At 63.0% G+C, this 25,187-nt stretch carries 24 protein-coding genes; 7 read left to right on the top strand and 17 right to left on the bottom strand.

Annotated elements, in window-relative coordinates:
• Positions 1–17 precede the first annotated feature (17 nt).
• The 16 genes from mdcH to pilG form a co-directional block, all read right to left on the bottom strand.
• Positions 18–917: a malonate decarboxylase subunit epsilon gene (mdcH, locus tag ACM530_RS11930; RefSeq protein ID WP_416364833.1), complete on the bottom strand. Its 900-nt coding sequence runs from the start codon at positions 915–917 to the stop codon at positions 18–20.
• Entirely contained in the window at positions 914–1,510 is a 597-nt protein-coding gene (locus tag ACM530_RS11925; RefSeq protein ID WP_416364832.1) for a malonate decarboxylase holo-ACP synthase, read from the bottom strand. The genes mdcH and ACM530_RS11925 overlap by 4 nt, the downstream gene beginning before the upstream one ends.
• Positions 1,504–2,274, bottom strand: a complete 771-nt coding sequence (gene mdcE, locus ACM530_RS11920) for a biotin-independent malonate decarboxylase subunit gamma (protein ID WP_416364831.1) — start codon at positions 2,272–2,274, stop codon at positions 1,504–1,506. The genes ACM530_RS11925 and mdcE overlap by 7 nt, the downstream gene beginning before the upstream one ends.
• The gene (locus ACM530_RS11915) at positions 2,271–3,113 is read right to left on the bottom strand and encodes a biotin-independent malonate decarboxylase subunit beta (RefSeq protein WP_416364830.1); all 843 of its coding nucleotides are present in this window, start codon (positions 3,111–3,113) and stop codon (positions 2,271–2,273) included. The genes mdcE and ACM530_RS11915 overlap by 4 nt, the downstream gene beginning before the upstream one ends.
• Entirely contained in the window at positions 3,106–3,405 is a 300-nt protein-coding gene (locus ACM530_RS11910) for a malonate decarboxylase subunit delta (protein WP_056857713.1), read from the bottom strand. The genes ACM530_RS11915 and ACM530_RS11910 overlap by 8 nt, the downstream gene beginning before the upstream one ends.
• Entirely contained in the window at positions 3,405–4,238 is an 834-nt protein-coding gene (locus tag ACM530_RS11905) for a triphosphoribosyl-dephospho-CoA synthase (RefSeq protein ID WP_242199831.1), read from the bottom strand. Before ACM530_RS11905 ends, ACM530_RS11910 begins: the two co-directional genes overlap by 1 nt.
• Complete coding sequence (gene mdcA, locus ACM530_RS11900) at positions 4,239–5,909, bottom strand: malonate decarboxylase subunit alpha (protein WP_416364829.1); 1,671 nt, start codon at positions 5,907–5,909, stop codon at positions 4,239–4,241.
• 259 nt (positions 5,910–6,168) lie between these two features.
• Positions 6,169–6,603: a hypothetical protein gene (locus tag ACM530_RS11895; protein WP_242199830.1), complete on the bottom strand. Its 435-nt coding sequence runs from the start codon at positions 6,601–6,603 to the stop codon at positions 6,169–6,171.
• Positions 6,566–7,195, bottom strand: a complete 630-nt coding sequence (locus ACM530_RS11890; RefSeq protein WP_416364828.1) for a nucleotidyltransferase domain-containing protein — start codon at positions 7,193–7,195, stop codon at positions 6,566–6,568. Before ACM530_RS11890 ends, ACM530_RS11895 begins: the two co-directional genes overlap by 38 nt.
• A 265-nt stretch (positions 7,196–7,460) precedes the next feature.
• The gene (locus ACM530_RS11885) at positions 7,461–7,709 is read right to left on the bottom strand and encodes a DUF6124 family protein (protein WP_145157709.1); all 249 of its coding nucleotides are present in this window, start codon (positions 7,707–7,709) and stop codon (positions 7,461–7,463) included.
• Positions 7,710–8,216: 507 nt separating this feature from the next.
• The gene (locus ACM530_RS11880; RefSeq protein ID WP_053258465.1) at positions 8,217–8,672 is read right to left on the bottom strand and encodes a chemotaxis protein CheW; all 456 of its coding nucleotides are present in this window, start codon (positions 8,670–8,672) and stop codon (positions 8,217–8,219) included.
• Positions 8,665–14,481: an Hpt domain-containing protein gene (locus ACM530_RS11875; protein ID WP_416364827.1), complete on the bottom strand. Its 5,817-nt coding sequence runs from the start codon at positions 14,479–14,481 to the stop codon at positions 8,665–8,667. Before ACM530_RS11875 ends, ACM530_RS11880 begins: the two co-directional genes overlap by 8 nt.
• Before the next feature lie 169 nt (positions 14,482–14,650).
• A complete protein-coding gene (locus ACM530_RS11870; RefSeq protein ID WP_416364826.1) occupies positions 14,651–16,702 on the bottom strand; it encodes a methyl-accepting chemotaxis protein in 2,052 nt (683 codons plus the stop codon).
• Positions 16,699–17,223 (bottom strand): chemotaxis protein CheW, encoded by a 525-nt coding sequence (locus ACM530_RS11865; protein WP_119737459.1) that lies wholly within the window; start codon positions 17,221–17,223, stop codon positions 16,699–16,701. Before ACM530_RS11865 ends, ACM530_RS11870 begins: the two co-directional genes overlap by 4 nt.
• Positions 17,224–17,235: 12 nt before the next feature.
• Positions 17,236–17,601 (bottom strand): twitching motility response regulator PilH, encoded by a 366-nt coding sequence (pilH, locus tag ACM530_RS11860; RefSeq protein ID WP_014720320.1) that lies wholly within the window; start codon positions 17,599–17,601, stop codon positions 17,236–17,238.
• A 46-nt stretch (positions 17,602–17,647) separates the two neighbouring features.
• Entirely contained in the window at positions 17,648–18,055 is a 408-nt protein-coding gene (gene pilG / locus ACM530_RS11855; RefSeq protein ID WP_106575669.1) for a twitching motility response regulator PilG, read from the bottom strand.
• Positions 18,056–18,294: 239 nt separating this feature from the next.
• Between pilG and gshB the strand changes: the two genes are divergently transcribed.
• From gshB to ACM530_RS11820, 7 genes are all read left to right on the top strand, one after another.
• Positions 18,295–19,248 (top strand): glutathione synthase, encoded by a 954-nt coding sequence (gene gshB, locus ACM530_RS11850; RefSeq protein ID WP_304629371.1) that lies wholly within the window; start codon positions 18,295–18,297, stop codon positions 19,246–19,248.
• Between the two features lie 77 nt (positions 19,249–19,325).
• A complete protein-coding gene (locus tag ACM530_RS11845; RefSeq protein ID WP_106575671.1) occupies positions 19,326–20,231 on the top strand; it encodes an energy transducer TonB in 906 nt (301 codons plus the stop codon).
• A 259-nt stretch (positions 20,232–20,490) separates the two neighbouring features.
• Positions 20,491–21,060 carry a YqgE/AlgH family protein gene (locus ACM530_RS11840; protein WP_106575672.1) on the top strand — a complete coding sequence of 190 codons (570 nt, stop codon included), beginning with the start codon at positions 20,491–20,493 and terminating at the stop codon, positions 21,058–21,060.
• Entirely contained in the window at positions 21,060–21,497 is a 438-nt protein-coding gene (gene ruvX / locus ACM530_RS11835; RefSeq protein ID WP_003195067.1) for a Holliday junction resolvase RuvX, read from the top strand. Before ACM530_RS11840 ends, ruvX begins: the two co-directional genes overlap by 1 nt.
• Before the next feature lie 72 nt (positions 21,498–21,569).
• On the top strand, positions 21,570–22,076 hold the full coding sequence (pyrR, locus tag ACM530_RS11830) for a bifunctional pyr operon transcriptional regulator/uracil phosphoribosyltransferase PyrR (RefSeq protein WP_106575674.1): 507 nt from the start codon (positions 21,570–21,572) through the stop codon (positions 22,074–22,076).
• Positions 22,077–22,100: 24 nt separating this feature from the next.
• Positions 22,101–23,105: an aspartate carbamoyltransferase catalytic subunit gene (locus tag ACM530_RS11825; RefSeq protein ID WP_159960639.1), complete on the top strand. Its 1,005-nt coding sequence runs from the start codon at positions 22,101–22,103 to the stop codon at positions 23,103–23,105.
• Entirely contained in the window at positions 23,102–24,373 is a 1,272-nt protein-coding gene (locus ACM530_RS11820) for a dihydroorotase (protein ID WP_145157722.1), read from the top strand. The genes ACM530_RS11825 and ACM530_RS11820 overlap by 4 nt, the downstream gene beginning before the upstream one ends.
• Before the next feature lie 151 nt (positions 24,374–24,524).
• On the opposite strand, the gene ACM530_RS11815 is transcribed toward ACM530_RS11820, so the two are convergent.
• Positions 24,525–24,953 (bottom strand): NINE protein, encoded by a 429-nt coding sequence (locus ACM530_RS11815; RefSeq protein ID WP_416364825.1) that lies wholly within the window; start codon positions 24,951–24,953, stop codon positions 24,525–24,527.
• Positions 24,954–25,187 lie beyond the last annotated feature (234 nt).

The raw sequence follows: 25,187 nt of genomic DNA, 5'->3' as shown, positions 1-25,187 counted from the left end.
AAGCCTTGGGTGCAGCTTTATCGGTGGCGGCGTTCCTCCTCTTGCAGCAGGGCCTGCAGGGTGTCCAGGCGCGCGCCTTCGCAGGCAATCACCGTGCCCTGCTCAAACACGCGGCGTGACAGGCCAGTAAGCACCGCGCCCGGCGGCAGTTCGATTTGCAGGCGCACGCCACGCTCGTAGGCGCCTTGCACGGTGCCGCGCCAATCGACGATGCGGCACATGTTGAAGGCCAGGTCGTCGCGCAGTTGCTGGGGGTTGTGAATCGGCCGCGCGCGGGTGCTGCTCAGGTAGGTAATGCGCGGCGCCTTGAGCGTGACGAATGCTTGCGCCAGCGCCTGGGCAGGCGCCTCCAGCAGCGCGCAATGCGACGGCACGCTGACCGCCAGGCGCTTGGCGACGCCGTTGCCCTTGATGCGCGCTGCGACGAGCTTCATCGCCGCATCGCTGCCAGCAATCACGGTTTGGTTATCGCCGTTGATGTTGGCCAAATACACCGGCGTTTGCGGGCTGTGGATGTTGCTCAGTATGTTTTCGACTGTGGATAACTCAGGGCCGATCAGCGCGGTCATCCCAAAGCCTTGTGGATAAGCGTTTTGCATCAGCTCGCCGCGCAAGCTGACCAGTTTTACCGCGTCGGCAAACGCCAGGGCGCCCGCGATAACTGCCGCCGGGTAGGCGCCGATGGACAGGCCCGCCACGTAATCCGGCGTGTGTTGCAGCTGACGGGCATGGGCCACGCCGACAATCAGCAGGCACAGTTGAACAGCGCGCGTACTCGCCAAGGCTTGCGCCGAATCGAGCAGGCGAACGTCTTCACCCAAGGCGTCACTGGCCTCATCCAGAACGTCGGCCGCCAGCGCGCGGAGCATGCCCGTACGCTGGGCGCCCTGCCCCGGAAACACCAGAAGGCTGCTCATGCCACCGCCTGCCACGGGTCAACCACCAAGTGCGCGCCGCTGACGGTTTTCAGCAGTACTCGGCGCGAGCCTCCCGCCCACTCGCGCAAGGCGACGGCGCCAAACGGGGTTTGCAGTTGCAGGTCCACGGCACACGGCGCCGTGTCCAATAACGCGAGCAGGTCCTCGGCATCACCGCGCTCCAAACGCTGGGGCGTGCGCAGGATCAAATCCAGGTCGCTCTGCGCATGCAGTGCTTCAACTCCACTGGCCAACTCAAAACCCGCGCTGCCCGTGACGCCCCACGTCTCCTGCGCCAACACTGGCCGCAGTAAATCGAGCGCGCGCAACGCGGGTAAATCCCGTGGTGAGGTCACAGCGCGCAGCGCCTCGGGCACTACTCGCCGTTGCACCGCCGCGATGGGCATCACCGCCGCAAATCGCTGCTCACGCAAACGCCCGCGTACGCCGACGGCCACCCGGCCCGGCTCGGCGATGGCGCGGCGCACCACCACCGGATGACCGGCGTTGATCGCGTCCACCGCCCAAGCCGGCGCGTCGGCGGGCAGATGCGCCGGGGCCATGCCCCAGAGCAAATCGTGAGCGTTCACCATTGCTCCCGCAGCAGTTGGCGTACGTGGCTGGAAGCGGCACGGTGGGTGGCGCCCAGGCGTCCTTTTAAATCGGGGCCCGCGACATCGTCGATGGCATGCAGCAGGCAATCACTGACGCGCACCACATCGTCTGCCGTGGGGTGTTCAATCTGGCTGACCGACAGCGTCTCCCAGAGCAAACCAAGGCTGGCATAACTGTCGATGTCGTAGGCCATCGGCGGCACGCTGGCGGCCAGGGCTTCCAGCTCTTCGACACTGCGCAGGGTCACCCGCGCCGCCGACGACTTGCCCATCGCATGCACCATCACGCCGGGATCGCGCAGAGCAATCAGGCGGTTGGCCTGGTAGCCGTGGGCGAGGAACGCGCCGGACATGGCCTTGCCCACCAGCAGCGCAATCACCGGGTGCCCGGCCAACCGAGCGCGGGCGTAGCTGTCGGCGGCGGCGGCCAGGGCTTGATGGATGCCCAAGGCTTCTTCGCGACGGCCATAGGCTTGGCTGGGCACATCGACGATGGCGATGATCGGGCGCTTGTCGCCACGGGCGATGGCACCGTCCACGGCTTTGGCCAGGCCCCAGCCTTCGAGCAGGCCGACTTCGCCATTGCGCGCACGCGGGAAACGGTTGTGCGCGTCGGTAACCACGGCGATGAAGCGCACGGCTTGCTCACCCAGTACGCCGTCGGCGACTTTCAGCGAGGCCGGCAAACCGTCCACAGGTGTGGCGCCGGCACTCAATGCGTTGAACCACTGCAGGCCTCTCATGAGCGATCTCCTTGGTACAGGTCGCGCACCGTCGCCGCGTCAATTTGCGGCGTGGCGTCCAGCTCGGTCAGGCGCGTCAGGTAGAAATCGACCTGACGGCTGCGCGGGTGTTCGGGCATACCTTGTTGCAACAGCGCGGTAACCGTCTGTTGGATCTGCGCCACATCGTCCGCCACGTAACGGTCAGCCAGGCCGCTGTTGAAGCGTTGCTCGCCGCCGGTGAGGCTCCAGATAAACGGGCGGTCGCGGGAGTCGTATTCTTCCAGGCCTGCCTCCTGCTCGATCACTTGCGGGCCATTCAGGCCCAGGCGTGCTTCGCGAGTGACCACAAGGTAACTGCACAGCCCAGCGGCGATGGACATGCCGCCAAAGCAACCGACACTGCCCGCCACCACGCCGATCACCGGCTGGTACTGACGCAGGTCGACAATCGCCGCGTGGATATCGGCAATCGCCGCCAGGCCGAGGTTGGCTTCCTGCAAGCGCACGCCGCCGGTTTCCAGCAACAGCACCGCGCCGGTCGGGATGCCCTTGCGGTTGTCTTCAGCCGCCAGCTCCAGGGCACCGGCAATTTTTGCACCGCCGACTTCACCAAGGCTGCCACCCTGAAAGTTGCCCTCGATAGCGGCCACCACCACCGGCTTTCCGGCGATGCTGCCTTTGGCGATCACCACGCCGTCATCGGCCTGGGGCACCACGCCTTGGCGGCTGAGCCAGGGCGACATCACGCGCTGGAAGGGGTCGATCAGTTCGCGGTACGTGCCGGCGTCGAGCAAGGCCTTGGCCCGCTGCCGGGCTCCCAATTCAACGAAGCTGTGTTTGTTGAGCAAGTCAGTCATGGCCGATCTCCTCGAAGCCTTGCTCCAGGCGCAAACGCACCACGCCGGGCGTGGCGCCGAAGTCGTGGATATCGATTTTCAACGCCGGCGGCGTGTGTTCCTGAAAGATCCGCTCGAACAGATGCTGCCAGCGCTGTTCGGCGCCATTCACCGAGGTCTGCACCTGGATGGTCAGCGTGCCGGGCGTGCCCGGTTCCAGCAGCACTTCCAGGTCGCCGGAGCCGACGCAACCCACCAGCGCACGGCCTTTGGGCGGCTGCCCGGCGGGGAATTCAAAGGATAAGGTTTCCATCAAAACGCTCCGTCGAGGCGGTCGATAAACAGGCAGGCGGCCAACAGGTCAGCGGCGCCGCCGGGGGAGGCATTCAGGGCCAGCAATTGGTCGTCCAGTTCGTGCAATTGGCGGCGACCGGCGAGGGTCGCGCTGCCGCCTGCGTCCAGTACCGCTTGGGCGCCGCGTTGCATGGCGTGCAGGCCTTCGGTGCCGGCGCGGTAGAGCACGCAGGTGTCGGCCAGGTCGGTCATGATGGCGAGCAAGGCATCCAGGCGTGCGTTCTGCTCACCCGCGTTTTGCTGACGGCTTTTGTGCAGTTGCGGCAGGCCGCGTTGCATTACAGACGGGAAGCCCAGTTGTGCTTCTTCACGGGCGCCGCGCGCGCCGTAGCGTTGAGCAACCTGGGCGCCGTGGCTCAGTGGCTGCGGGGCGTAGCGGTCGTTGAGCAGTGCCAACTTGGCCGCCGTCAGCGTGACGCTGCGTGGCTCCAGCGCCGCAGCAGCAGTGAGCAAACCGAGCGCCCAGATCGCGCCGCGATGGGTGTTCACGCCGTTGGTGGTGGTGAGCATCGCCTGCTCGCCTTCACGGCCGATGCGCCCGAGGGCTTCGCGCAAAGGCAAACCCACTTCGCCGAACTCAAGCGCGGCTTCCGCCATTTCCTTGAACATCGGCCACAGCGACAACGCCGAAGCGTGCATCAACCCCAGGTGCAAATCGCTGTGGGCACCATTGCCGCGGCGGTCCACCAAGGCGGGTTTGGGCGACAAGTCGGCCTCATCGATCAGCGCATCGACGGCCATGTCCGCCAGGCGATCAGCCAGGCTCAGTTCGTGCAGTTTAAGGGCGCGCATTTACCAGCTCCTGAACTTGGCGGGCGGGTTGTACAAGCCACCGGACCACTCCACCAGGTCGGCCACGCTTTTGGCGGCCAGCAGTTCGCGGGTGGCGTCGGTGCGGCGAATGCCGAGGTCTTCAGGCAAAGCGATCAGACCTTCGCGGCGCATGCGCGCGGTGTCCTTGGGGTTGTGGCGCAGGCCGATGGCGGTGACGCCAGCGACGGCGGCGATCATCGCCTGGCGCTCTTCCAGCGAGCGCGCCTTGTACAGGTAGGCGATGCCTTCTTCGGTGAGCAGGTGGGTGACGTCGTCGCCGTAGATCATGATCGGCGCCAGCGGCATGCCGCTTTTGCGCGCCACTTCCACCGCGTCGAGGGTCTCGACGAAAGTGGGTTTGCCGCCTTCCTGGAAGGTTTCGACCATTTGTACGACCAACTTTTTGCCACGCTCAAGCAAGGCTTGCGGCGCGTCGTCGTGGCGCATGTCCAGCCAGGCCGGGGTGCCATGGCGACGGCCGCGCGGGTCGTGGCCCATGTTCGGCGCGCCGCCAAAACCGGCGAGGCGGCCACGGGTCACGGTGGAGGAATGCCCGTCGCCATCCACTTGCAGGGTGGCGCCGATAAACAGGTCCACGGCGTATTGGCCGGCGAGCTGGCAGAACATCCGGTTGGAGCGCATCGAGCCGTCGCGGCCGGTGAAGAACACATCAGGCCGCGCGGCGATGTAGTTTTCCATGCCCAGTTCGGTGCCAAAGCAATGCACGCTCTCCACCCAGCCGCTTTCGATGGCGGGGATCAGGGTTGGGTGCGGGTTGAGGGTCCAGTTGCGGCAGATTTTGCCTTTAAGGCCGAGGGATTCGCCGTAAGTCGGCAGGATCAACTCGATGGCGGCGGTGTTGAACCCAATGCCGTGGTTGAGCGACTGCACATTGTGTTTTTCGTAGATGCCACGGATCGCCATCATCGCCATCAGCACATGCACCGGCTTGATATGGCGCGGGTCGCGGGTGAACAGCGGCTCGATGTAGAACGGCTTGTCGGCCACCACCACAAAATCCACCCAGCTTGCGGGGATGTCGACGCGGGGCAAATCGGTAACGTCATCCACCAACTGGTTGACCTGCACGATGACGATGCCATCGCTGAACGCGGCAGGCTCGATCAACGCTGGGGTGTCTTCGGTGCTGGCGCCGGTGTAAATGTTACCGGCGCGGTCGGCCATGAAACCGGCCGAGAGCACGACGTTGGGGATCAGGTCCACCACCAGCCGCGCGTAGAGTTCGATGTAGGTGTGGATCGCGCCGATTTCCAGCAGGCCGTCTTCCAGCAGCTGGCTGATGCGCAGGGATTGGGTGCCGGCGAAAGAGAAGTCGAGCTTGCGGGCGATGCCCTTTTCAAACAGGTCCAAGTGCTCGGAACGGCCGACACTGGGCATGATCATGTGCAAATCGTGGAGCTTGGCCGGGTCGGCCTTGGCCAGGGAGCGCGAGAGGAAGTCGGCCTGCTTCTGGTTGTTGCCCTCCAGCACCACGCGGTCGCCAGGGAGGATCAGCGCTTCCAGAGCCTCGACGATTCTGTCACTGGGCAACACCGCCCCGTTTGCGTATTTTTTGACCAGCCCGAGGCGCCGCTGCTTCTCGTCGCGCCGCCGCGTCCAGCGCGAGTCGGGGGTGATGGTTGTTGTCATGGTCGCTCCACGGGGTTTGCTGTCGTGGGCTGTACCTTAGGAGTGAACGTGGGGGGTATCAATCAAGCCCAACGGCGGATCGTTACGGTTGGAGTAATGGATCGTCAGCAATCGCGGACTCAAGCCGAACAAAGATTAAAAATGGGGGAGCTCGCTGCCTGCGATTGCGGACTGTCAGTCGACATATCTGCAGCTGATCTACCGCTATCGCAGGCAAGCCAGCTCCCACATTTGATTGGCGGTGTTGCGAAGAATCACGTCATTGCCACTGACGCACAGCCAACACATCTTCCACTCTATTCAGCAGAGACATCGCGCCCCCCATCAACTGCCCAAGCAACGCCTCATCCTCATCCATATACCCTTCATATTCCGCCAGGTTTCGGCGCTCATGACATAACGCCAGTAACCTCACCTGCACCCTGCTCACGTCGGCGGAGTGAATCAGACATTGAAAGACCAGATAGCGTTTGTCAGAACGATACCCTTGCAGGCGCAAGGCCGTGAGCGCGATGGCGTGGGCGGCGTTGTAGGCCAAGTCGAAACGACTGGCGAACGATAGCTGTGGGTTACCCGCATCCCTTAACCGATCCCGCGCCGAGCGCATCAGCCCGTCACACTCCTTGCGATCCGGCGGCTCAGCCTTCAAGCCACCGCTACGTTGCAGATTTTCCAGATTTGCCTTGCTGTCCATCCATGGATTCCAGGGGGTTGCCCCCGATCAGATTGATCTTGTCCTGCTGCACGACCCGCTGCACAAAACTGTTCCCGGCATTCCATTTGCCGATCCAGTCTTCAAGGGTGTAAAGCGTCGGGTTGATGGTGCGGCCCAGTTGCTCTTCCAGCGGTATGAGCTGCTCCATGACTTCACTGTAGTTGAGGCTTTGGCCGATCAGCATCAGATCTATGTCACTGGATGAGTGCGCCTCACCCTTGGCGATGGAGCCGTAGATAAAGGCCCAGGTTATCTGCTCGGCGAACGGTGCCAATGCATTGCGCAGGGGTTCATCCAGGCTCAGGGTCTTGCGCACGATGGCCAACAACTCCGAGTAAATTGGGCATTGGGAATTAGCTTGGTAGTGGGTCTGATTGCCTTGGCGCGTCATGCTCAAGATACCCGCCAACTGCAAACGCTCGAGCTCGCGGGTAAGGCTGCCCTTGCCCACCTGGGCCCAGCGCGCGATCTCGTTGGTAAAGAAACTTTGATCGGGCTTGCCGAAAAGCAGGCCCAGCACTTTCTGCTGAGTGTTGGTGAAGAGTGCAGTGCTGAGCGGCAAGGTTTGCATGGCAGCGGCCAAAGAGTCCCAAAAAGGGAACGATAGGTCCCTTTTTGGGAACGATCAAGTTTTAAGGGGATGGGATATTGGAAATGATCAATCAGCAAATACTGGATTTGAGCCGAATGAAGATCGAAAGGTGGGAGCTGGCTTGCCTGCGATAGCGGTGGGTCAGCTATTAAGATGTCGACTGACACGCCGCCATCGCAGGCAAGCCAGCTCCCACATTTGTTCGGTGGTGTCTGTTAAAAATCGGTCCCTGTTTGGGACCGCTTCAACCTACCGGCGCAGGGCTGACGTGTTCCAGCGCTCTATCGACCAGCAACTGACTCAACTCGGCCATTTGCTGAATGCCGAGCATGATTGCGCGCTGGGAGGTGTCCAGGTTGAAGGCCAGATTGCAGGTCATGGCGTTTAGCGAGGACAAAGTTTCGCTGGCGTTGACCAGCAGGGTTTCAGTGTTCTGATGGGGGTCTACGGTGAAAAGCTTGGAAGCAGGTGGATTAGGGGTAGGTTTGACCATGATGAAACTCCTAAACAGTTAGTAAGGAGCGCCACCGTTCGCTTGCACGCGAATGAGGGTGGCGACCGTGCGCAGGTGTGCAAGACCGGGCCTGTTTAGGACACCCAGCAGGTCCGAAGACCTCCTGCGCGCAGCCGCCATAAAGCAGCGAGCACAAAAAACGCCCGTGGTTGGCTGGGCGTTTTTACGCCTAAACAGTTTCGTCGGACTTGCACGTCCGTGTCACCGTTTTTTTCGATGACGGAGCGAAGACTAGCCGCCATGACTACCCACAACAAGTTCACGCACAGCCCGAAATCTTGCAGGAAAAATCCGAGGCCCTCCTACAAATCTCAAAGCAAAAGCGCTTCCCGTGGCGAGCGGGCTTGCCCCGCGTTGGGCTGCGAAGCGGCCCCATTAAGGTAAACGCAGTGTGTCAGGTTTATAGAGACGGCAGGTTTGGGGCTGCTACGCAGCCCAACGCGGGGCAAGCCCGCTCGCCACGAAAAATGGTGCAAGCCACAAGGGTCAGGCCAGGCCGGATTCGACCAACAAGGCTTCAAGCCCCATAAGGTCGGGCACCTTCGCCACATGTTCCCCCACTTGCACCGCTGCCAGCTCCAGCGGGCACAGCGGCACGTCCACGTAACTCAACTGGCTATCCAGCTTGTACGAACGCGGAATGCCCTGAATCACCATCGCAATAAACTTCAACGTCGGCCGCCCGCCCAGCGCGTTCAGCACCACAATCCGCGAGCGCTCGCCGGTCACGCTGGCCTCGCCGCACACGGCTTCAAAGCTGATCAACGGCAACTGCCGGTCGCGCCATGTGACTTGCCGCAGGTACCACGGCGGTGCGTCGCTGGCCGGTTCGCCGCGCTGGAAGTCGATCAGTTCGGCGATGGCGACGTTGGGCAGCACCAGGTGGCGGTCGGCCAGGGGTAGCAGCAGGCCAGTGAGTTGGCTGGTGCGGTGGTCAAGCATGGGACTTGCTCCAGTAGGCGATGCTTTCCAGCAGCACCGACTCTTGGTACGGCTTGCCGAGGTAGTCGTTGACTCCGATGGCCATGGCGCGGTCGCGGTGTTTTTGGCCGGTGCGTGAGGTGATCATGATGATCGGCAGGCGCATCAAGCGTGGGTCGTTGCGCACCTGGATCGCCACTTCGAAGCCGTCCATGCGCGGCATTTCGATGTCGAGCAGCATCAGGTCCGGGGTGTGTTCTTCGAGCAACGCGATGGCGTCGATGCCGTCTTTGGCGGTGAGCACGTTCATGCCGTTGCGCTCCAGCAGGCGGCTGGTGACTTTGCGCACGGTGACCGAGTCGTCCACCACCAGCACCAGCAGCGGGCGCTTTTTCAACGGGTCGTTGAGGATCAGCGGCGCGTCCACCGACTGGGCCGGCAACGCCGGTTGACGGGCGCGGATGTGCGCCAGCAAGTCGATAATCAGCACCACGCGACCATCGCCCAGAATGGTCGCCCCGGACAAACCCTGCACGCCGGCAAACTGTGGCCCCAGGCCCTTGACCACGATCTCGCGTGTACCGGCCATGGCGTCCACGTGCACAGCCACGCGCCGCTCGTTGCAATGCACCAGCAGCACCGGCACGGGCTGGTATTGGCCGAGCAGTCTGGGCCGGGCGACGGTGTGCAGCAGGTCGCCCAAATAGAACAATTCATAACGCTGGCCGGCGTATTCGTAACGCGGCGGATCTTGCTGATAGTGCCCGGCCAGCTCGTGGGGCAACACGCGCACCAGGCCTTCAATGGTGTTGAGCGGGATCGCATATTGGTCGTCCGCGCATTGCACCATCAGCGCGCGATTGACCGACACGGTAAACGGCAGGCGAATGCGAAAGTGCACGCCCGCGCCCGGCGTCGAGTCGATGAACATCGAGCCACCGAGCTGGCGCACTTCTTCGTGCACCACGTCCATGCCCACGCCGCGCCCGGAAATCTGGGTGATTTTTTCGGCGGTGGAAAAGCCCGGCTGCAGGATGAACTGCAACACGTCGCGGTCGCTCATGTCTTGATCAGGCGCGAGCAGGCCGCGCTTGATCGCCTTGCGCCGCACCGCGTCCAGGGGCACACCGGCACCGTCGTCGCGCATGTCGAAGACGATGTCGCCGCCTTCGTGGGTCAGGTCCAGGCTGATACGGCCCTTCTCGGGTTTACCGGCCAACACGCGCGCCTCGCGGGACTCCAGGCCATGGTCGACGGCATTGCGCAGCATATGTTCAAGCGGCGCCACCATGCGCTCCAGCACGTTGCGGTCCATCTCGCCTTCGGCATTGCCGACCACGAATTCAACGTCCTTGCCCAACTCCTCCGCCACCTGGCGCACGATGCGTTTGAGGCGCGGCAGCATGCGTTCGAACGGCACCATGCGCGTGCGCATCAGGCCTTCTTGCAGCTCGGTGTTGATGCGTGCCTGTTGCTGCAACAGGTTGTGTGCATCCCCGTTGCGACGGTCGAGGGTTTCCTTGAGGTCCAGCAGGTCGGAGGCCGATTCGGACAGCGCGCGCGACAGCTGCTGCAGCTGCGAATGCCGGTCCATTTCCAGCGGGTCGAATTCTTCATAGCCCAGGCGCTCGGCCTCGGCCCGCTGACGACTGAGAATGCGGCCCTGGGTTTCGGTGTCGAGGCGGCGCAGTTGGTCACGCATACGCTCGATGGTGGTTTCGACTTCGTTGAGCGCGATACGCGCGTCGTTGACCTGCTGCTCGATACGGCCACGGAAGATCGAGGTTTCACCGGCCAGGTTGACCAGATCATCAAGCAAGTCGGCGGAAATTTTCACCATGTCGGCGCCGGGGTCCACCGCCGCTTCGGCCTTGCCGGCCGGCAAGGCTACGGGCGCCAGCGGCTCGTCACCGGGGTGCACCAGGCTCCTGATGCGCTTGATGAGTTTATCCACCGACCCCACCGGCAAACCGCCCGCCACCGCGTCGATCATCTGCGCCAGGCGGTCATGGCAGCCTTGCAGCAAGGCGAACAGTTCCGGCGACGGCGCAAGCAAACCGGCAGACAGGCCTTCGTAGAGAAACTCCAGCTCATGGGCCAAATCGCCAATCGGCCCGATTTCGACCATGCGCGCGCCGCCCTTGAGGGTGTGCAAGTCGCGCAGCAAGGTTTCCACCTCCTGGCGATTGCTCGGCTCGGCCTGCCAGCGCAGCAACGCGCTGCTTGAACTGTCGAGAATATCGGCGGCTTCTTCGAGGAAGATATCCAGCAACTCGGGATCAGCCGCTGCGGTTTCAGGTTCTGTGGGCGTGTTGGCGGGCGCGTTGTTCTGGCGCAACGCGCGCAACTGGGCGATCAAGTCACTGGAGTCGCTCAGGGGTTGGTGGTCTTGCAATTGATCGAGCTGCAAGGCCAGCCGCTCATGGCTGGCCATCAATACTTGGGACAGTTCGGTCGAGTAACTGTAGCGGCGGTCCACCAGGCCTTCGTACAGGCATTCCAGCTCATGGGCGAGGTCGCCAATCGGGCCGATTTCGGCCATGCGCGCGCCGCCCTTGAGGGTGTGCAGGTCCCGCTGCAACGACGACAACGGCGCCGCGCTGTCCGGTTCCAGCAGCCAGCGTTTCAGCGACTGCCCGGCGCTGTCGAGGATGTCGACTGCCTCTTCCAGGAAAATCTCGACGATCTCGTCGTCCATCGCCGTGTCCTGGCCCAACCGGGCCGTGGCGGCGCCCAGTTCGGAGATGCTTGGGGCGCGCCCGCCGTCGCTTTTGATCAGGCCGGTGGCGGACGGGTCGAGGGCTTCGTCCAGCAGTTCGCGCAGGGCGTCTACCCGAGCCGGCGCCGGGCTGATTTCCTGGCCGGCCGCCAGTTGGTCGAGCATGTTGATCAGCGCTTCATGGGCCTGTTCGGCCTCATGGAAAAACCGTTCGCTGACCGCCAGGCTGCTCTCTTCCACAGCGCCATAGAGGTCGAGCAAGGCTTCGCAGAGTTCGTCGATGGCGTGCAGGTCGGCGATGTGTGCGCCCTCGCCCAAGGTGGTCAACTCGTCCAGCAGCGCGGTCAGCTCCTGGCGTTCGCCGGGGTGTTGCTGCCAGCGGCGCAGCAGGCTTTCGGCATCCAGCAGGATGTCCATGCCCTGGGCCAGGAAGTTGCTGATCAACTGCGCGTCGCGCTTGATGCGCAGCCCGGTGTTGGGCGCGTCGAGCAAGGCTTGCAGCTGCTGGTCGAGCAGGCTTTGCGTGCGGCTGATCAACTCTGCCGCGCCCTTGATCGGCACCAGCGGATCACTGTCCAGCTGACGCAACCCGCGCTGGAACAGGGCTTCGGCTTCCAGCAGCAGTTCCACTTCATCCAGGTCCAGCGGCAGGCGGTGGGCCTTGTATTCGCGGGTCAGGTGATCAAGCGGTCGCGCCAGTTCGGCCATCGGCAACACGCCGGCCATGTAGGCGCTGCCCTTGAGGGTGTGCAGGGCACGTTGCAGTTCATCGCTGACTTGCAGCGGCATATGCTCGGCGGCCTGTTGCAGAAAGTGGTTGAGGCTCTCCAGGTGGCTCTGGGCTTCGTTGCGAAAGATCTCCAGCAACATCGGGTCATGGGGCTCTGCGGCCGGTTGAGTGCCGCTGGCCAAGGCGTGGGCACGGGCCGCCAGGGCGTCGACTTCATCGCGCTGGCGTTGGTCGTCGGCCGCAAAGTCGGCGATCAGCTCCGGCAGCAGGGCCACGGCCTCATCCAGCACCTGTTGCACGTCAGCGTCGAGCGCCACGCTGCGTTCGAGCACGCGGTTAAGCAGGTTTTCCACGGCCCAGGCCAGCTCGGCCAGTACCAGGGCGCGGACCATCCGGCCGCTGCCTTTGAGCGTGTGGAAGGCACGCCGCATCTCGCTTTGCGCGGTTTTGTCGGCGCTGTTGGGCAAGTAGCGGTGCAGCACTTCAAGGACTTCATCGGTTTCTTCGAGGAAGACTTCGCGCAGTTCATCGTCGACAGGTTCTTCGCCAACGGGCGGCGGCAAGAGGCTGCCCGGACGGTGCAGGGCAGGCGGATTCAGGCGTGACGTGGGGTTGGCCAACGCATCGAATTGGGACTGGCTCGGCGCGATCTCTGTCGACAGGGCGCCATCCGGCGCGGCCAGGGCCTGGCGCCAAGGCTTTTCGACCGGCAGATAGCCGAGTGCAGCCAGGCCTTGGGTGGCCAGCTCCAGCACGCGTTCGCCGGCGGCGTCGGGGTCCTGGAGCATGCGTTCCAGGTAGTATTCCAGGCTGCTGACCACGTCGGCGAAATGCGCCAGCTGCGCCTCGGGCGGTGGCGCAGCACCGGTCATTAACTGTTCATCGACATAATCGGTGCAACCACGCATCAGGCTCGCCGCGCGCGGCAGCGGAATCATCGCCAACGCGCCGCGCACCTGGCTGAGCAGCTCGGGCAGTGACTCCAGGCGCTGGCGGTCCCAATCGGCCTCAAGGCAATCGATCACCAGCTCTTTGGCCTGGCGCAGGCATTGGCAGGATTCGCGGATCACCAATTGATGAATCTGGATCAGGTCGGTGGTGGGCAGGCGGCTTTCTTCGCGGCTCTCCGGCTCGACGGTGCCGGCCATGCCCGCCAGCGTGGCCTCGACGTAGAGCAAGGCGCCGGCAACATCCATCAACACCGCGTCATTGGGCTCGCGCTGGCCCTGCACCAGGCTCAGCACCACCGCCAGTTGATCGATGATGACCTTACGCGGCTGGCCGAAACCCAGCACCGCCAAGGTGTCGGCGATCTGGCGCAGTGGCGCCAGCAAGGCATCGAGGTCGTTGGTGTGTTGGCGGTCGCTGCGCACGAACAGGTCGAGGCGCTCCTTGACCCGCACCAGTTCCTCGCACAAGGCGCCGAGCACCGAGCCCATGGCATTGCGGTCCGGTCCGGCCAAACGCGCACGCTCGGCATCGACCACGGCGCTGTCGGGCAAGGCTTCATCCAGCCCGTAACGTTCCTTGAGGCTTTGCATGCGCGGCGTCGGGCGGGTGACCTTGGCCACGTAGAACAGCAAGCTTTTTAGCAGTTCATCCGGCGCTGGCTGGTTAATGCCGCCGATGCCCTGGACCAGCAGACGCTTGAGTTGCTTGTCGCTGGCCTTGAGCAGGCTGCGCAGCGCCGGGCTGTTGGCGATCACGCCGGTGAGCATGCCTTCGACCAGCGCCGAGGTGACTTGCCACAACGGCAGCAATGGCGCGCCCTGGCACAACGCTTCGAGGCGCGCGAACACCCGCGCCATGTCTTCCAGGTTGCTGGGGCCGTGGTCCTCGCGCAACAGACCGGCCAGGGCCTGTTGCAGCAGTTGATGCCACTGGCGCAGTTGCTCGTGAAGGTCCGGCAGTGTGCGTTGGGCCAAGGCCTCGTCGGGCAACGGCGCAATCGACAACAGCTGCGGGCTGAACAGGCTGGTCTCCGACAGCAGGCTTTCACCGCGCGCACTGCGCAGGTCGTTGAGCAGCGGCAACACCACCAGCGGCAGGTCGCGGCGGGCGCTGTGCACGCGGTCGAGGTACAGCGGCAGTTGCCCGAGGGCCTGTTGCAGCAGGCGGATGCTTTCATCGCGCTGGCTGACGCGCTCGGCTTGCAGGGCCAGGGCCAGCGCTTCGATCTCTTCGGCCAGCAGCGCTGCGCCGTAGAACTCGACCATCTGCAGCGCGCCATGCACTTGGTGGATACCGGCCAGGCACTCGGCAATGGCGTCGCTGTCGCGGGTTTCGACAAACGCGTCCAGCGCCGAACGGGCCTGTTTCAGGGTTTCGGCAATGTCGCCCTTGACCCATTCGAGGGCCACGTAGTCGTGCCGATCAACCATAACTGCTCCGCTTAGAATTCGTGAATTGCGTGTGTTGCCAAGATCTGAAGACCAATGAAGATCTAGTGTGGGAGCGGGCTTGCTCGCGAATGCGGTGGGTCAGCTAATAGATCAGGTGACTGATGCACCGCATTCGCGAGCAAGCCCGCTCCCACATTTGGATAGCATTTCAATCATCGGCCGGTTTAGGCGGTGGCAGGGTGAAACCCGACACCGACCGGCGCAACTGGCTGGCCATTTTTGCCAGGTTGCCGATGCTCTCCGCCGTGGCGGTCGAGCCCGATGACGTCTGCGTGGTGATCTGCTGGATCACGTTCATCGTCAGGGAAATCTGCCCCGCCGACGAGGTCTGTTGCTGCGCCGCGTTGGAAATACTCTGGATCAACGCCGCCAGGGTTTTCGACACGCCTTCGATCTCTTCCAGCGCCACCCCGGCGTCTTGCGCCAGCCGCGCGCCGCGCACCACTTCGGTGGTGGTCTGTTCCATGGAAATAACCGCTTCATTGGTGTCGGTCTGGATCGCCCGCACCAGGGTTTCAATTTGGCGTGTGGCGGCGGATGAGCGCTCGGCCAACCGCTGCACTTCGTCGGCCACCACGGCAAACCCGCGCCCGGCGTCACCGGCCATGCTCGCCTGGATCGCGGCGTTGAGGGCCAGGATGTTGGTCTGGTCGGCAATGTCGTCGATCAGGCTGACGATGTCGCCAATCTCCTGGGACGACTCGCCCAGCCGTTTGATGCGCTTGGCGGTGTCCTGGATCTGCTCGCGAATGTTGTCCATGCCGTGGATGGTGTTGTGCACCACCTCATTGCCCTTGTTGGCAATTTCCACCGAGCGCTCCGCCACCGCCGAGGACTCGGCGGCGTTGGCCGACACCTGGTCGATGGATTGGGCCATCTGATTGATCGCGGTAGAGGCCTCGGCGATTTGCTGGGCCTGATGCTCCGAGGCCTGGGCCAGGTGCATGGCGGTGGCCTGAGTTTCCTGCACCGCACCGGCCACTTGCCCCGCCGTGAGGTTGATGGTCGCCACCAGATCGCGCAGCTGGTCCACCGAATAATTGATCGAGTCGGCGATGGTGCCGGTGAAGTCTTCGGTGACCGAGGCGGTCACCGTCAGGTCACCATCGGCCAGGTCCTCGATTTCATCGAGCAGGCGCATGATCGCGTTCTGGTTGCGCTCGTTTTTCTCGGCGGTTTCATGCAGCTGGCGGTTGGTCTCGCGCACCATCACCAGGCCAATCAGGATGATCGAGGTCAGCGCCAACAAGCCCAATACGTAGCCGCCGATGGTGTCAAAGCTGCGCCCGCTGGCGAGGTTTTCAAACCCGGTGGCCAGGTGCGAGGCTTCATCGAGCAGGGTTTGCGACAGGTTGAAAATATTGCTCGCCGAGGCGCGTACCTGGAACAACTGCGGCGAGGTTTCGAGGATTTCATCCACGGAGCCGGAGACAAATTCAAACAGCTCGGCGATTTCCGCCAACCGTGCACGGGCGTCGTGGTCTTCAACCTGAGCAATGCGCAGGCCGGCGTTGCCCTGGAGCATGCCGTTAAGCACTTGGCCAAAACGGTTGGCGTCGCGGCCAAAGGCATCGGCGGCCTGCACCGAGGTTTCGTCGCCGGCCAACACGGTGTTGACTGCGCCGAGGATGCGTTCGGCCAGCAATGATTGGCGCTGGGCCAACACCACCTGGCTGGCCGGGGCGCCGCGTTGCAGCAGAATGTCGACGACCTTTTCCGATTCCATCTGCAATTGCGGCACGGTTTCGGCAAGCGTCGCGGCCACTTGGTGCAACGACAACACGGTCTGTTCGCTGGCGAGAATCGCGTCGGTGTTTTTCAGCAGTGCTTCCCAATCGGTCTGCACCGCGCGCATTTCGGCGCGTACCGCGTTGGGTGCAGCCGGCAGGCCGGTCTCGGTATCGCCTTTTTTCAGATAGCCCCAGCGCTGAGCGAAGTCGTTGCGTGCATCGCCCAGCAGCTTGAACGCGGCCGCCTTGCCGGCGGCGGCTTCCGTGGCGTTTTTGGCGATGCGCTGGGACAGCACGCGCAGCTCACCGGCGTGGCCGATGTACTGCTTGTCGTACGTGGACTGGGTATTGAGGTACGCGAAGTTGGCGAACAACAGCATGATGAACACGATCAGCGCGATAAACAGCACGATGATCTGCGAACGGCTGCGCGATGCGGCTTGCGGTTTGGGCGTGGTAGCGGTGGTCATGCGGCAACATCCATGAAGCCTGGGGCCTGGGCCAAAGCAAAGGGGCTGAAGACCTGCCACAGCTGGTCACTGTCGAACTGGCCCTGGATAAACGGCGCAGTGGGCGCGGTGCTCGCCAACAGTGCGTCTTGTGCGAAATGCTGCATGCCCACCACCTCGTCCACCAGCAGCCCGACAAACAAGTCGTTGAATTCCACCACCAGCACTCGCCGTTGCTTGCGGGCCCTGGACAGCCCGAGGTCGAGGAACCCGCCCAGGTCCATCACCGGCAGCAAACGCCCACGCAGGTTGGCCACGCCTTTGACCCAGGGCTTGACCCCGGGCATCAAGGTGCAGCGCGGTTCATGCAACACCTCGGCGACTTCGCCCATCGGCGCCACGTACCAATACGGCCCCAGGCGAAAACCGATCCCGCTCCAACGTTGCAGGCGGGTTTCCTGGGACGGCAGGTCGGCGGCCAGCAGGCGGCAGCGGCGGTCGATGTCCAGCAGCAGCTCGAAGGCGGTTTGTGACTCGGTCATGATGGCGTGCCGTCAGCCGGCCAACACCTTGTTCAGGGTGGCGATCAGGGTTTCTTCGTCCACGGGTTTGGTCAGGTAATCCTTGGCGCCCTGGCGTGCGCCCCAGATCTTGTCGGTTTCCTGATCCTTGGTGGTGATGATGATGATCGGGATGCCGTTGGTTTCCGGCTCCTTGGACAGCTGGCGGGTAGCCTGGAAGCCATTGAGGCCCGGCATCACGATGTCCATCAGTACGGCGTCGGGCTTTTCCTGACGGGCCAGGGCCACGCCGTCTGCGCCGTTTTCGGCTTTGAGGACCTGGTGGCCGTGCTTTTCCAGCATGCCGGTCAGTTTGTACATTTCGGTCGGCGAATCGTCGACGATCAGAACACGTGCCATGGTTTTCCCCACTACATTGGTGGACGCCGGCCCTTGTGAGGCGGTGTCAGTGTGCTTGTTCTACTGCGGCGAAGCCGGGCACGTAGGCCTTGATCGCGCTCAGCAGTTCTTCCTTGCTGAAAGGCTTGGTCAAAAACTGATCGACACCCACGATGCGCCCCTTGGCCTTGTCGAACAGGCCGTCCTTGGAGGACAGCATGATCACCGGAATCGACTTGAACGCCGGGTTGTTCTTCACCAGCGCGCAGGTTTGATAGCCATCCAGGCGCGGCATCATGATGTCGACAAAGATAATGTGCGGGTGATGATCAACAATCCGGGCCAGTGCATCGAAACCGTCGATGGCCGTGATGACTTCGCACCCCACGTTCTTCAACAGGGTCTCGGCGGTGCGGCGGATCGTTTTCGAATCGTCGATCACCATCACTCTCAAGGCGTTGGAATGCTGTTCCATATCTGCTCTACCATCGCCACAGCGAATCGGTTTTCGGTGTGTACTGCCTGATGTTGCACAGGATGAGCGCTGCAAGCCTTGGAATTCAAGGGCTGCTGCACCGTGGGAGTCTTTTTAGCACAGTCTCCGGGCGCAATCTATCGAGCAACCGGCCAGGTGGTTTTTCCTTGACCCACAACAGCCGCAGCGCCACTCTGACGCCACTTTTATGCGCCCTAATTTGCTAGAGGAAATCCCCCATGAGCGTTCGCGTCGGCATTGTCATGGACCCTATTGCCAGCATTTCCTATAAAAAGGACAGTTCGCTGGCCATGCTCCTGGCCGCCCAGGCCCGCGGCTGGACGCTGTTCTATATGGAGCAGCCGGACCTTTACCAGGGCGACGGCGAGGCCCGCGCACGCATGCGCCCGCTGCAGGTGTTTGCCAACCCTGAAAAGTGGTTCGAGCTTGCGGATGAAATCGACAGCCCCTTGAGCGATCTGGACGTGATCCTGATGCGCAAGGACCCACCGTTCGACATGGAATTCGTCTACTCCACTTACTTGCTGGAACAGGCCGAGCGGGCTGGCGTGCTGATCGTCAACAAGCCGCAAAGCCTGCGTGACTGCAATGAAAAGCTGTTCGCCACCCTGTTCCCACAGTGCACGCCGCCTACCGTGGTCAGCCGCCGCGCCGATGTGTTGCGTGAATTCGCCGCCAAGCACGGCGACGTGATCCTCAAGCCGCTGGACGGCATGGGCGGCACGTCGATCTTCCGCCACCGTGCCGGCGACCCGAACCTGTCGGTGATCCTGGAAACCCTGACTGCGCTGGGCACCCAGCAGATCATGGGCCAGGCTTACCTGCCGGCGATCAAGGACGGCGACAAACGCATCCTGATGATCGACGGCGAGCCGGTGGATTACTGCCTGGCGCGTATCCCGGCCGCAGGCGAAACCCGTGGCAACCTGGCAGCCGGCGGTCGCGGTGAAGCGCGACCACTGTCGGACAAAGACCGTTGGATCGCTTCCCAAGTCGGCCCAACCCTGCGCGAAAAAGGCCTGCTGTTCGTAGGACTGGACGTAATTGGTGAGAACCTCACCGAAATCAACGTCACCAGCCCGACCTGCATTCGCGAGATCGACAACGCATTTGGCACGAACATCGGCGAAATGCTGATGGCGGCCATCGAGCGCAAGCTGCAAGCCAAGTGACATAGAACAGCCGGACACACACCAACATTGCGTTATCATGCGGCACCTGTGAAACGCGCGATGTTGGTTTTTTTGTCATGACGCTCCCGCCCGATCTGCCCCCCGAACTCTCCCACAGCGGCGTGCGCCCGGCTGATCGGCTCGGATTTACCCTGTTTCTGGCAGCGCTGATCCACCTCGCCTTGTTACTCGGCCTGGGTTTCACCTTTGCCGAGCCCAAGCAGATCACCAAAACCCTGGAAATCACCCTCGCCACGTTCAAGAGCGAAAAAAAGCCCGAAAAGGCTGACTTTCTCGCCCAGGACAATCAGCAAGGCAGCGGCACGCTCGACAAAAAGGCGGTGCCCAAGACCACCGAAGTGGCGCCGTTCCAGGACAACAAGGTGAATAAAGTCACCCCGCCGCCGACGCCCAAGCCTGAGGTCAAGCAGGCCGCGCCCAAGGCCGCCGTGACCACTGTTGCGCCGAAACCGCAAAAAGCCCCGACCCAGCGCGAGAAAACCAAGACCGAGCCGCAGCCCGAACCGGTCAAGCCGGCGCCGACCTTCGACAGCTCGCAGCTCTCCGACCAGATCTCCAGCCTCGAAGCCGAACTGGCCAACGAACAACAGCTGTACGCCAAGCGCCCGCGCATCTATCGCCTGAACGCCGCCTCGACCATGCGCGACAAAGGCGCCTGGTATAAAGACGAATGGCGCAAGAAGGTCGAACGCATCGGCAACCTCAACTACCCGGACGAGGCCCGGCGCCAGCAGATCTATGGCAATTTGCGCTTACTGGTGTCGATCAACCGCGACGGTTCGTTATATGAAGTGCAGGTGCTGGAGTCGTCCGGCCAACCGTTGCTGGACCAGGCGGCCCAACGCATCGTGCGCCTGGCCGCGCCTTTCGCGCCGTTTACCGGCGACTTGAACGACATAGACCGCCTGGAAATCATCCGCACCTGGAAGTTTGCCCGGGGTGATCGGCTTTCCAGTAACTGATCGCTCCTGCACTCTGCCAAAGGCAGCGGGCCCTCGTGGCGAGCGGGCTTGCCCCGCGTTGGGCTGCGAAGCGGCCCCAATAGGGCCACCGCGTTCTGCCTGAAAAACCACAGCGCCAGATTTCAGGGCCGCTTCGCGCCCCAACGCGGGGCAAGCCCGCTCGCCACGACAAGCCGGCTCGCCACAACAGCCCCCGCTCGCCACAATTAGCGTCCGCCGCAGCTTGTCAGTTCGCCCCTCCGACGCCACACTAGCGGACATGAAAAATGTCAGCCCGACCTACCTCAAGCACCAATTCCTGATCGCCATGCCCCATATGGCCGACCCGAACTTTGCGCAGACCTTGACCTACATCGTCGAGCACACGGCCAATGGTGCCATGGGGTTAGTGGTGAACCGCCCGCAAGAGCTGAACCTGGCCGATATTCTTGAGCAACTGCGCCCCGAGATCGACCCGCCGGCGCGCTGCCAAAACGTACCGATCTACATCGGCGGGCCGGTGCAGACCGATCGCGGTTTTGTGCTGCACCCCACCGGGCCGAAGTTCCAGGCCACGGTCGACCTGGAAGGCGTGTCACTGTCCACGTCCCAGGACGTGTTGTTCGCCATCGCCGACGGCGTGGGGCCTGAGCAAAGCGTGATCACCCTCGGCTACGCCGGTTGGGAAGCCGGGCAACTGGAAGCCGAACTGGCCAGCAATGCCTGGCTGACTTGCCCGTTCGACGCCGACATTCTGTTCAACACAGCCAGTGAACTGCGCCTGGAAGCGGCGGCAGCCAAGTTGCGGGTCAACCTCAACCTGCTGACCAGCCAGGCGGGGCACGCCTGATGGCCTTGCGTTTGATCCTCGGTTTTGACTACGGCACCAAACAGATCGGCGTAGCGGTCGGCCAGGTGATTACCGGCCAGGCCCGCGAGTTGTGCACCTTGAAAGCCCAGAACGGCGTGCCGGACTGGAACCAGGTCGAGGCCCTGATCAAGGAGTGGAAGCCCGACGCCGTCGTGGTCGGTCTGCCTTTGAACATGGACGGCACCCCCAGCGACATGTGCCTGCGCGCCGAAAAGTTCGCCCGCCGCCTCAATGGCCGCTACAACCTGCCCTTCTATACCCACGACGAGCGCCTGACCACCTTTGAAGCCAAGGGTGAGCGCCGTGACCGTGGCGGGCAGAAAGGTAGCTACCGCGACAACCCGGTGGACGCCATCGCGGCCGCCCTGCTGTTGCAGGGTTGGCTGGATGAAAACACCGCTTTATTTGAATCCTGACTGACGCGGCTTGCCGCGTCTTTTTACGTTTGAGCCCGGACCTTGCCTGCGCGAGGCCTTGAAGGAGCCACCATGAGCCTGCCCAATCCCGCCGACCTGATCAGCCAGATGGCGATTCGCCTCAAGGCGCACCTGCAACACCGTGCCATCAGCGAACCGCGCTTTATCGGCATTCGCACCGGTGGTGTGTGGGTGGCCCAAGCGTTGTTGGAAGAACTGGGCAGCGATTCGCCGCTGGGCACGCTGGACGTGTCTTTCTACCGCGACGACTTCAGCCAGAACGGCCTGCACCCGCAGGTGCGCCCGTCCGCGCTGCCGTTCGAGATTGAAGGCCAGCACCTGGTGCTGATCGACGACGTGCTGATGAGCGGTCGCACCATCCGCGCCGCCATGAACGAGTTGTTCGATTACGGCCGCCCGGCCAGCGTGACGCTGGTGTGCCTGCTCGACCTGGACGCTGGCGAATTGCCGATCAGCCCGGATGTGGTCGGTGCCACCCTGTCGCTGGAGGCCCACCAGCGGGTAAAATTGTCCGGTCCCACGCCGCTCGAACTCGAACTGCAAGACCTTGCCCTTTAAACCGCCTTGTACAGAGTCCCCGCGATGACGCCTCTAGATGCCAAGCGCCCGCTGCAGCTCAATGCTCAGGGCCAGTTGCAACATTTCTTGTCCCTCGACGGTTTGCCCCGCGAACTGCTGACTGAAATCCTCGACACCGCCGACTCGTTCCTCGAAGTCGGTGGCCGCGCGGTGAAGAAGGTCCCGCTGCTGCGCGGCAAGACCATCTGCAATGTGTTCTTCGAGAACTCCACCCGCACCCGCACCACCTTTGAACTGGCGGCCCAGCGGCTGTCGGCCGACGTGATCACACTGAACGTGTCGACCTCGTCGGCGAGCAAGGGCGAGACCCTGCTCGACACCCTGCGCAACCTCGAAGCCATGGCCGCCGACATGTTCGTGGTGCGCCACGGCGACTCCGGCGCCGCGCATTTCATCGCCGAGCATGTGTGCCCGAACGTGGCAATCATCAACGGCGGCGACGGCCGCCACGCGCACCCGACCCAAGGCATGCTCGACATGCTGACGATCCGTCGGCACAAGGGCGGTTTTGAAAACCTTTCGGTGGCCATCGTCGGCGACATCCTGCACTCGCGGGTCGCGCGCTCGAACATGCTGGCCCTCAAAGCCCTGGGTTGCCCGGACATCCGCGTGATCGCACCGAAAACCCTGCTGCCGATCGGCATCGAGCAGTACGGCGTGAAGGTCTACACCGACATGACCGAAGGCCTCAAGGACGTGGACGTGGTGATCATGCTGCGCCTGCAACGCGAGCGCATGGCCGGTGGCCTGCTGCCGAGCGAAGGTGAGTTCTACCGCCTGTTCGGCCTGACCACTGCGCGGTTGGCCGGCGCCAAGCCGGATGCGATCGTCATGCACCCAGGGCCGATCAACCGCGGGGTTGAGATTGAGTCGGCGGTGGCCGACGGCAGCCAATCGGTGATCCTCAACCAAGTGACCTACGGCATCGCCGTGCGCATGGCGGTGTTGTCCATGGCCATGAGCGGGCAAACCGCGCAACGTCAATTCGAGCAGGAGAACGCCCAGTGAAGCTCAGCATTCTCGGCGCCCGAGTCATCGATCCGGCCAGTGGCCTGGATCAAGTTACCGATCTTCACCTGGAAGCCGGCAAAATCCTCGCCATTGGCGCTGCGCCCGCGGGTTTCAACGCCAGCGAGACGATCGACGCCAAAGGCCTGGTGGCCGCGCCTGGTTTGGTCGACCTGAACGTCGCCCTGCGTGAACCGGGTTACAGCCGCAAAGGCACCATCGCCAGTGAAACCCGCGCCGCCGCTGCCGGTGGCGTCACCAGCCTGTGCTGCCCGCCGCACACCAAGCCGGTGCTCGACACCTCGGCTGTGACCGAGCTGATCCTGGACCGCGCCCGCGAAGCCGGCAATTGCAAAGTGTTCCCCATCGGCGCGCTGAGCAAAGGCCTGGAAGGCGAACAACTCGCCGAGCTGATCGCCCTGCGCGACGCCGGTTGCGTGGCATTCGGCAACGGGCTGGACAGTTTTCGCAGCACGCGCACGCTGTGCCGCGCCCTGGAATACGCAGCCACCTTCGACCTGACGGTGATCTTCCACTCCCAGGACCGCGACCTGGCCGAAGGTGGCCTGGCCCATGAAGGCGCCGTCGCCAGTTTCCTCGGCCTGCCGGGCATTCCCGAAACCGCTGAAACCGTGGCCCTGGCCCGTGATCTGCTGCTGGTAGAGCAAAGCGGTGTGCGGGCGCACTTCAGCCAGTTGACCAGCGCGCGCGGCGTGGCCTTGATCGCCCAGGCGCAAGCGCGCGGCCTGCCGGTGACGGCGGACGTGGCGTTGTACCAGCTGATTCTGACCGATGAAGCGCTGATCGATTTCTCCAGCCTTTACCACGTGCAGCCACCCCTGCGCACGTTGGCCGACCGCGACGGTTTGCGCGCGGCCGTGAAGTCGGGTGTGGTCTCGGCAATCTCCAGCCATCACCAACCCCACGAGCGTGATGCCAAGCTGGCGCCGTTTGGCGCGACCGAGCCGGGCATCAGCAGTGTCGAACTGTTGCTGCCGCTGGCGATGACCCTGGTGCAAGACGGTCTGCTCGACCTGCCAACGCTGTTGGCGCGCCTGAGTGCCGGCCCGGCTGAGGCCTTGCGCCTGCCGGCGGGCAAAGTGGCGGTGGGTTCAGCGGCAGACCTGGTGCTGTTTGATCCGGCCAGCTCCACGGTTGCCGGGGAACACTGGCTGTCCAAGGGCGAAAACTGCCCGTTCATCGGCCATAGCCTGCCGGCGACGGTGCGGTACACCCTGGTGGATGGGCGGATCAGCTACCAGGCCTGATAAGTCGCAAAACCTGAAGTGGGCACAGTACATGTGGGAGCTGGCTTGCCTGCGATGCAGGCACCTCGGTTGTTCAGCCAGACCGAGGTGATGCTATCGCGGGCAAGCCCGGCTCCCGCATAGACCGTGCTCAGATTGAATTAATGCGCGCTCAGCGTCCGCTGTTGCGCTCGGCATTGCGGATCGAAACCTGCGTATTCAGCGTCCAGAAGTCATACAGCACGCCCACCAGGAACAAACCGCCAGTCAGCAGGTAGATCAGGCCGGTGATCCATTTGCCCTGATACATGCGGTGCAGCCCGGACACGCCCAGGAACGCCAACAGTATCCAGGCCACGTTGTATTCGATCGGCCCGGCGGTGAAACGCAGGTCTGCTTCACGGTCCATGGCAGGGATCAGGAACAGGTCGATCAGCCAGCCAATACCGAAAAGACCAAAGGTGAAAAACCAGATCGTCCCGGTCACCGGCTTGCCGTAATAGAAGCGGTGCGCCCCGGTAAAACCGAAAATCCACAGCAGGTAACCGATCACCTTGCTGTGGGTGTCCTGCTGCATCACATCCTGTCGATAGGTGTTCATGGAGTACCTCTTTTGCCTCGATAGATAAATTTTTTCATTTTCTTTGTGACTTTTTTACGGGCGCCCGACACACGGCAAATGGTATCTTCCCTCCCGCAAAGCCTTATGCCACCTGACCTCTGCAGGACGATAGCGGCAATTCGTCGCGCTTTTCCTGAATTTGACCCCAGGGTTCAGTCGACAAACGGCCTAAGAACGACACAAAAAGCTGTTATAAAGTTGCGCGCAAACCTA

It is taken from the genome of Pseudomonas sp. NFX183 (assembly GCF_047943075.1).
Lineage (GTDB): Bacteria > Pseudomonadota > Gammaproteobacteria > Pseudomonadales > Pseudomonadaceae > Aquipseudomonas.
This window is presented reverse-complemented; position numbering and strand designations above follow the sequence as displayed.

Bases quoted from the DNA above. Each gene is read 5' to 3' on its own strand.
- mdcH (WP_416364833.1), bottom strand. From the start codon at position 917: ATGAGCAGCCTTCTGGTGTTTCCGGGGCAGGGCGCCCAGCGTACGGGC.
- ACM530_RS11925 (WP_416364832.1), bottom strand. From the start codon at position 1,510: ATGGTGAACGCTCACGATTTGCTCTGGGGCATGGCCCCGGCGCATCTG.
- mdcE (WP_416364831.1), bottom strand. From the start codon at position 2,274: ATGAGAGGCCTGCAGTGGTTCAACGCATTGAGTGCCGGCGCCACACCT.
- ACM530_RS11915 (WP_416364830.1), bottom strand. From the start codon at position 3,113: ATGACTGACTTGCTCAACAAACACAGCTTCGTTGAATTGGGAGCCCGG.
- ACM530_RS11910 (WP_056857713.1), bottom strand. From the start codon at position 3,405: ATGGAAACCTTATCCTTTGAATTCCCCGCCGGGCAGCCGCCCAAAGGC.
- ACM530_RS11905 (WP_242199831.1), bottom strand. From the start codon at position 4,238: ATGCGCGCCCTTAAACTGCACGAACTGAGCCTGGCTGATCGCCTGGCG.
- mdcA (WP_416364829.1), bottom strand. From the start codon at position 5,909: ATGACAACAACCATCACCCCCGACTCGCGCTGGACGCGGCGGCGCGAC.
- ACM530_RS11895 (WP_242199830.1), bottom strand. From the start codon at position 6,603: ATGGACAGCAAGGCAAATCTGGAAAATCTGCAACGTAGCGGTGGCTTG.
- ACM530_RS11890 (WP_416364828.1), bottom strand. From the start codon at position 7,195: ATGCAAACCTTGCCGCTCAGCACTGCACTCTTCACCAACACTCAGCAG.
- ACM530_RS11885 (WP_145157709.1), bottom strand. From the start codon at position 7,709: ATGGTCAAACCTACCCCTAATCCACCTGCTTCCAAGCTTTTCACCGTA.
- ACM530_RS11880 (WP_053258465.1), bottom strand. From the start codon at position 8,672: ATGCTTGACCACCGCACCAGCCAACTCACTGGCCTGCTGCTACCCCTG.
- ACM530_RS11875 (WP_416364827.1), bottom strand. From the start codon at position 14,481: ATGGTTGATCGGCACGACTACGTGGCCCTCGAATGGGTCAAGGGCGAC.
- ACM530_RS11870 (WP_416364826.1), bottom strand. From the start codon at position 16,702: ATGACCACCGCTACCACGCCCAAACCGCAAGCCGCATCGCGCAGCCGT.
- ACM530_RS11865 (WP_119737459.1), bottom strand. From the start codon at position 17,223: ATGACCGAGTCACAAACCGCCTTCGAGCTGCTGCTGGACATCGACCGC.
- pilH (WP_014720320.1), bottom strand. From the start codon at position 17,601: ATGGCACGTGTTCTGATCGTCGACGATTCGCCGACCGAAATGTACAAA.
- pilG (WP_106575669.1), bottom strand. From the start codon at position 18,055: ATGGAACAGCATTCCAACGCCTTGAGAGTGATGGTGATCGACGATTCG.
- gshB (WP_304629371.1), top strand. From the start codon at position 18,295: ATGAGCGTTCGCGTCGGCATTGTCATGGACCCTATTGCCAGCATTTCC.
- ACM530_RS11845 (WP_106575671.1), top strand. From the start codon at position 19,326: ATGACGCTCCCGCCCGATCTGCCCCCCGAACTCTCCCACAGCGGCGTG.
- ACM530_RS11840 (WP_106575672.1), top strand. From the start codon at position 20,491: ATGAAAAATGTCAGCCCGACCTACCTCAAGCACCAATTCCTGATCGCC.
- ruvX (WP_003195067.1), top strand. From the start codon at position 21,060: ATGGCCTTGCGTTTGATCCTCGGTTTTGACTACGGCACCAAACAGATC.
- pyrR (WP_106575674.1), top strand. From the start codon at position 21,570: ATGAGCCTGCCCAATCCCGCCGACCTGATCAGCCAGATGGCGATTCGC.
- ACM530_RS11825 (WP_159960639.1), top strand. From the start codon at position 22,101: ATGACGCCTCTAGATGCCAAGCGCCCGCTGCAGCTCAATGCTCAGGGC.
- ACM530_RS11815 (WP_416364825.1), bottom strand. From the start codon at position 24,953: ATGAACACCTATCGACAGGATGTGATGCAGCAGGACACCCACAGCAAG.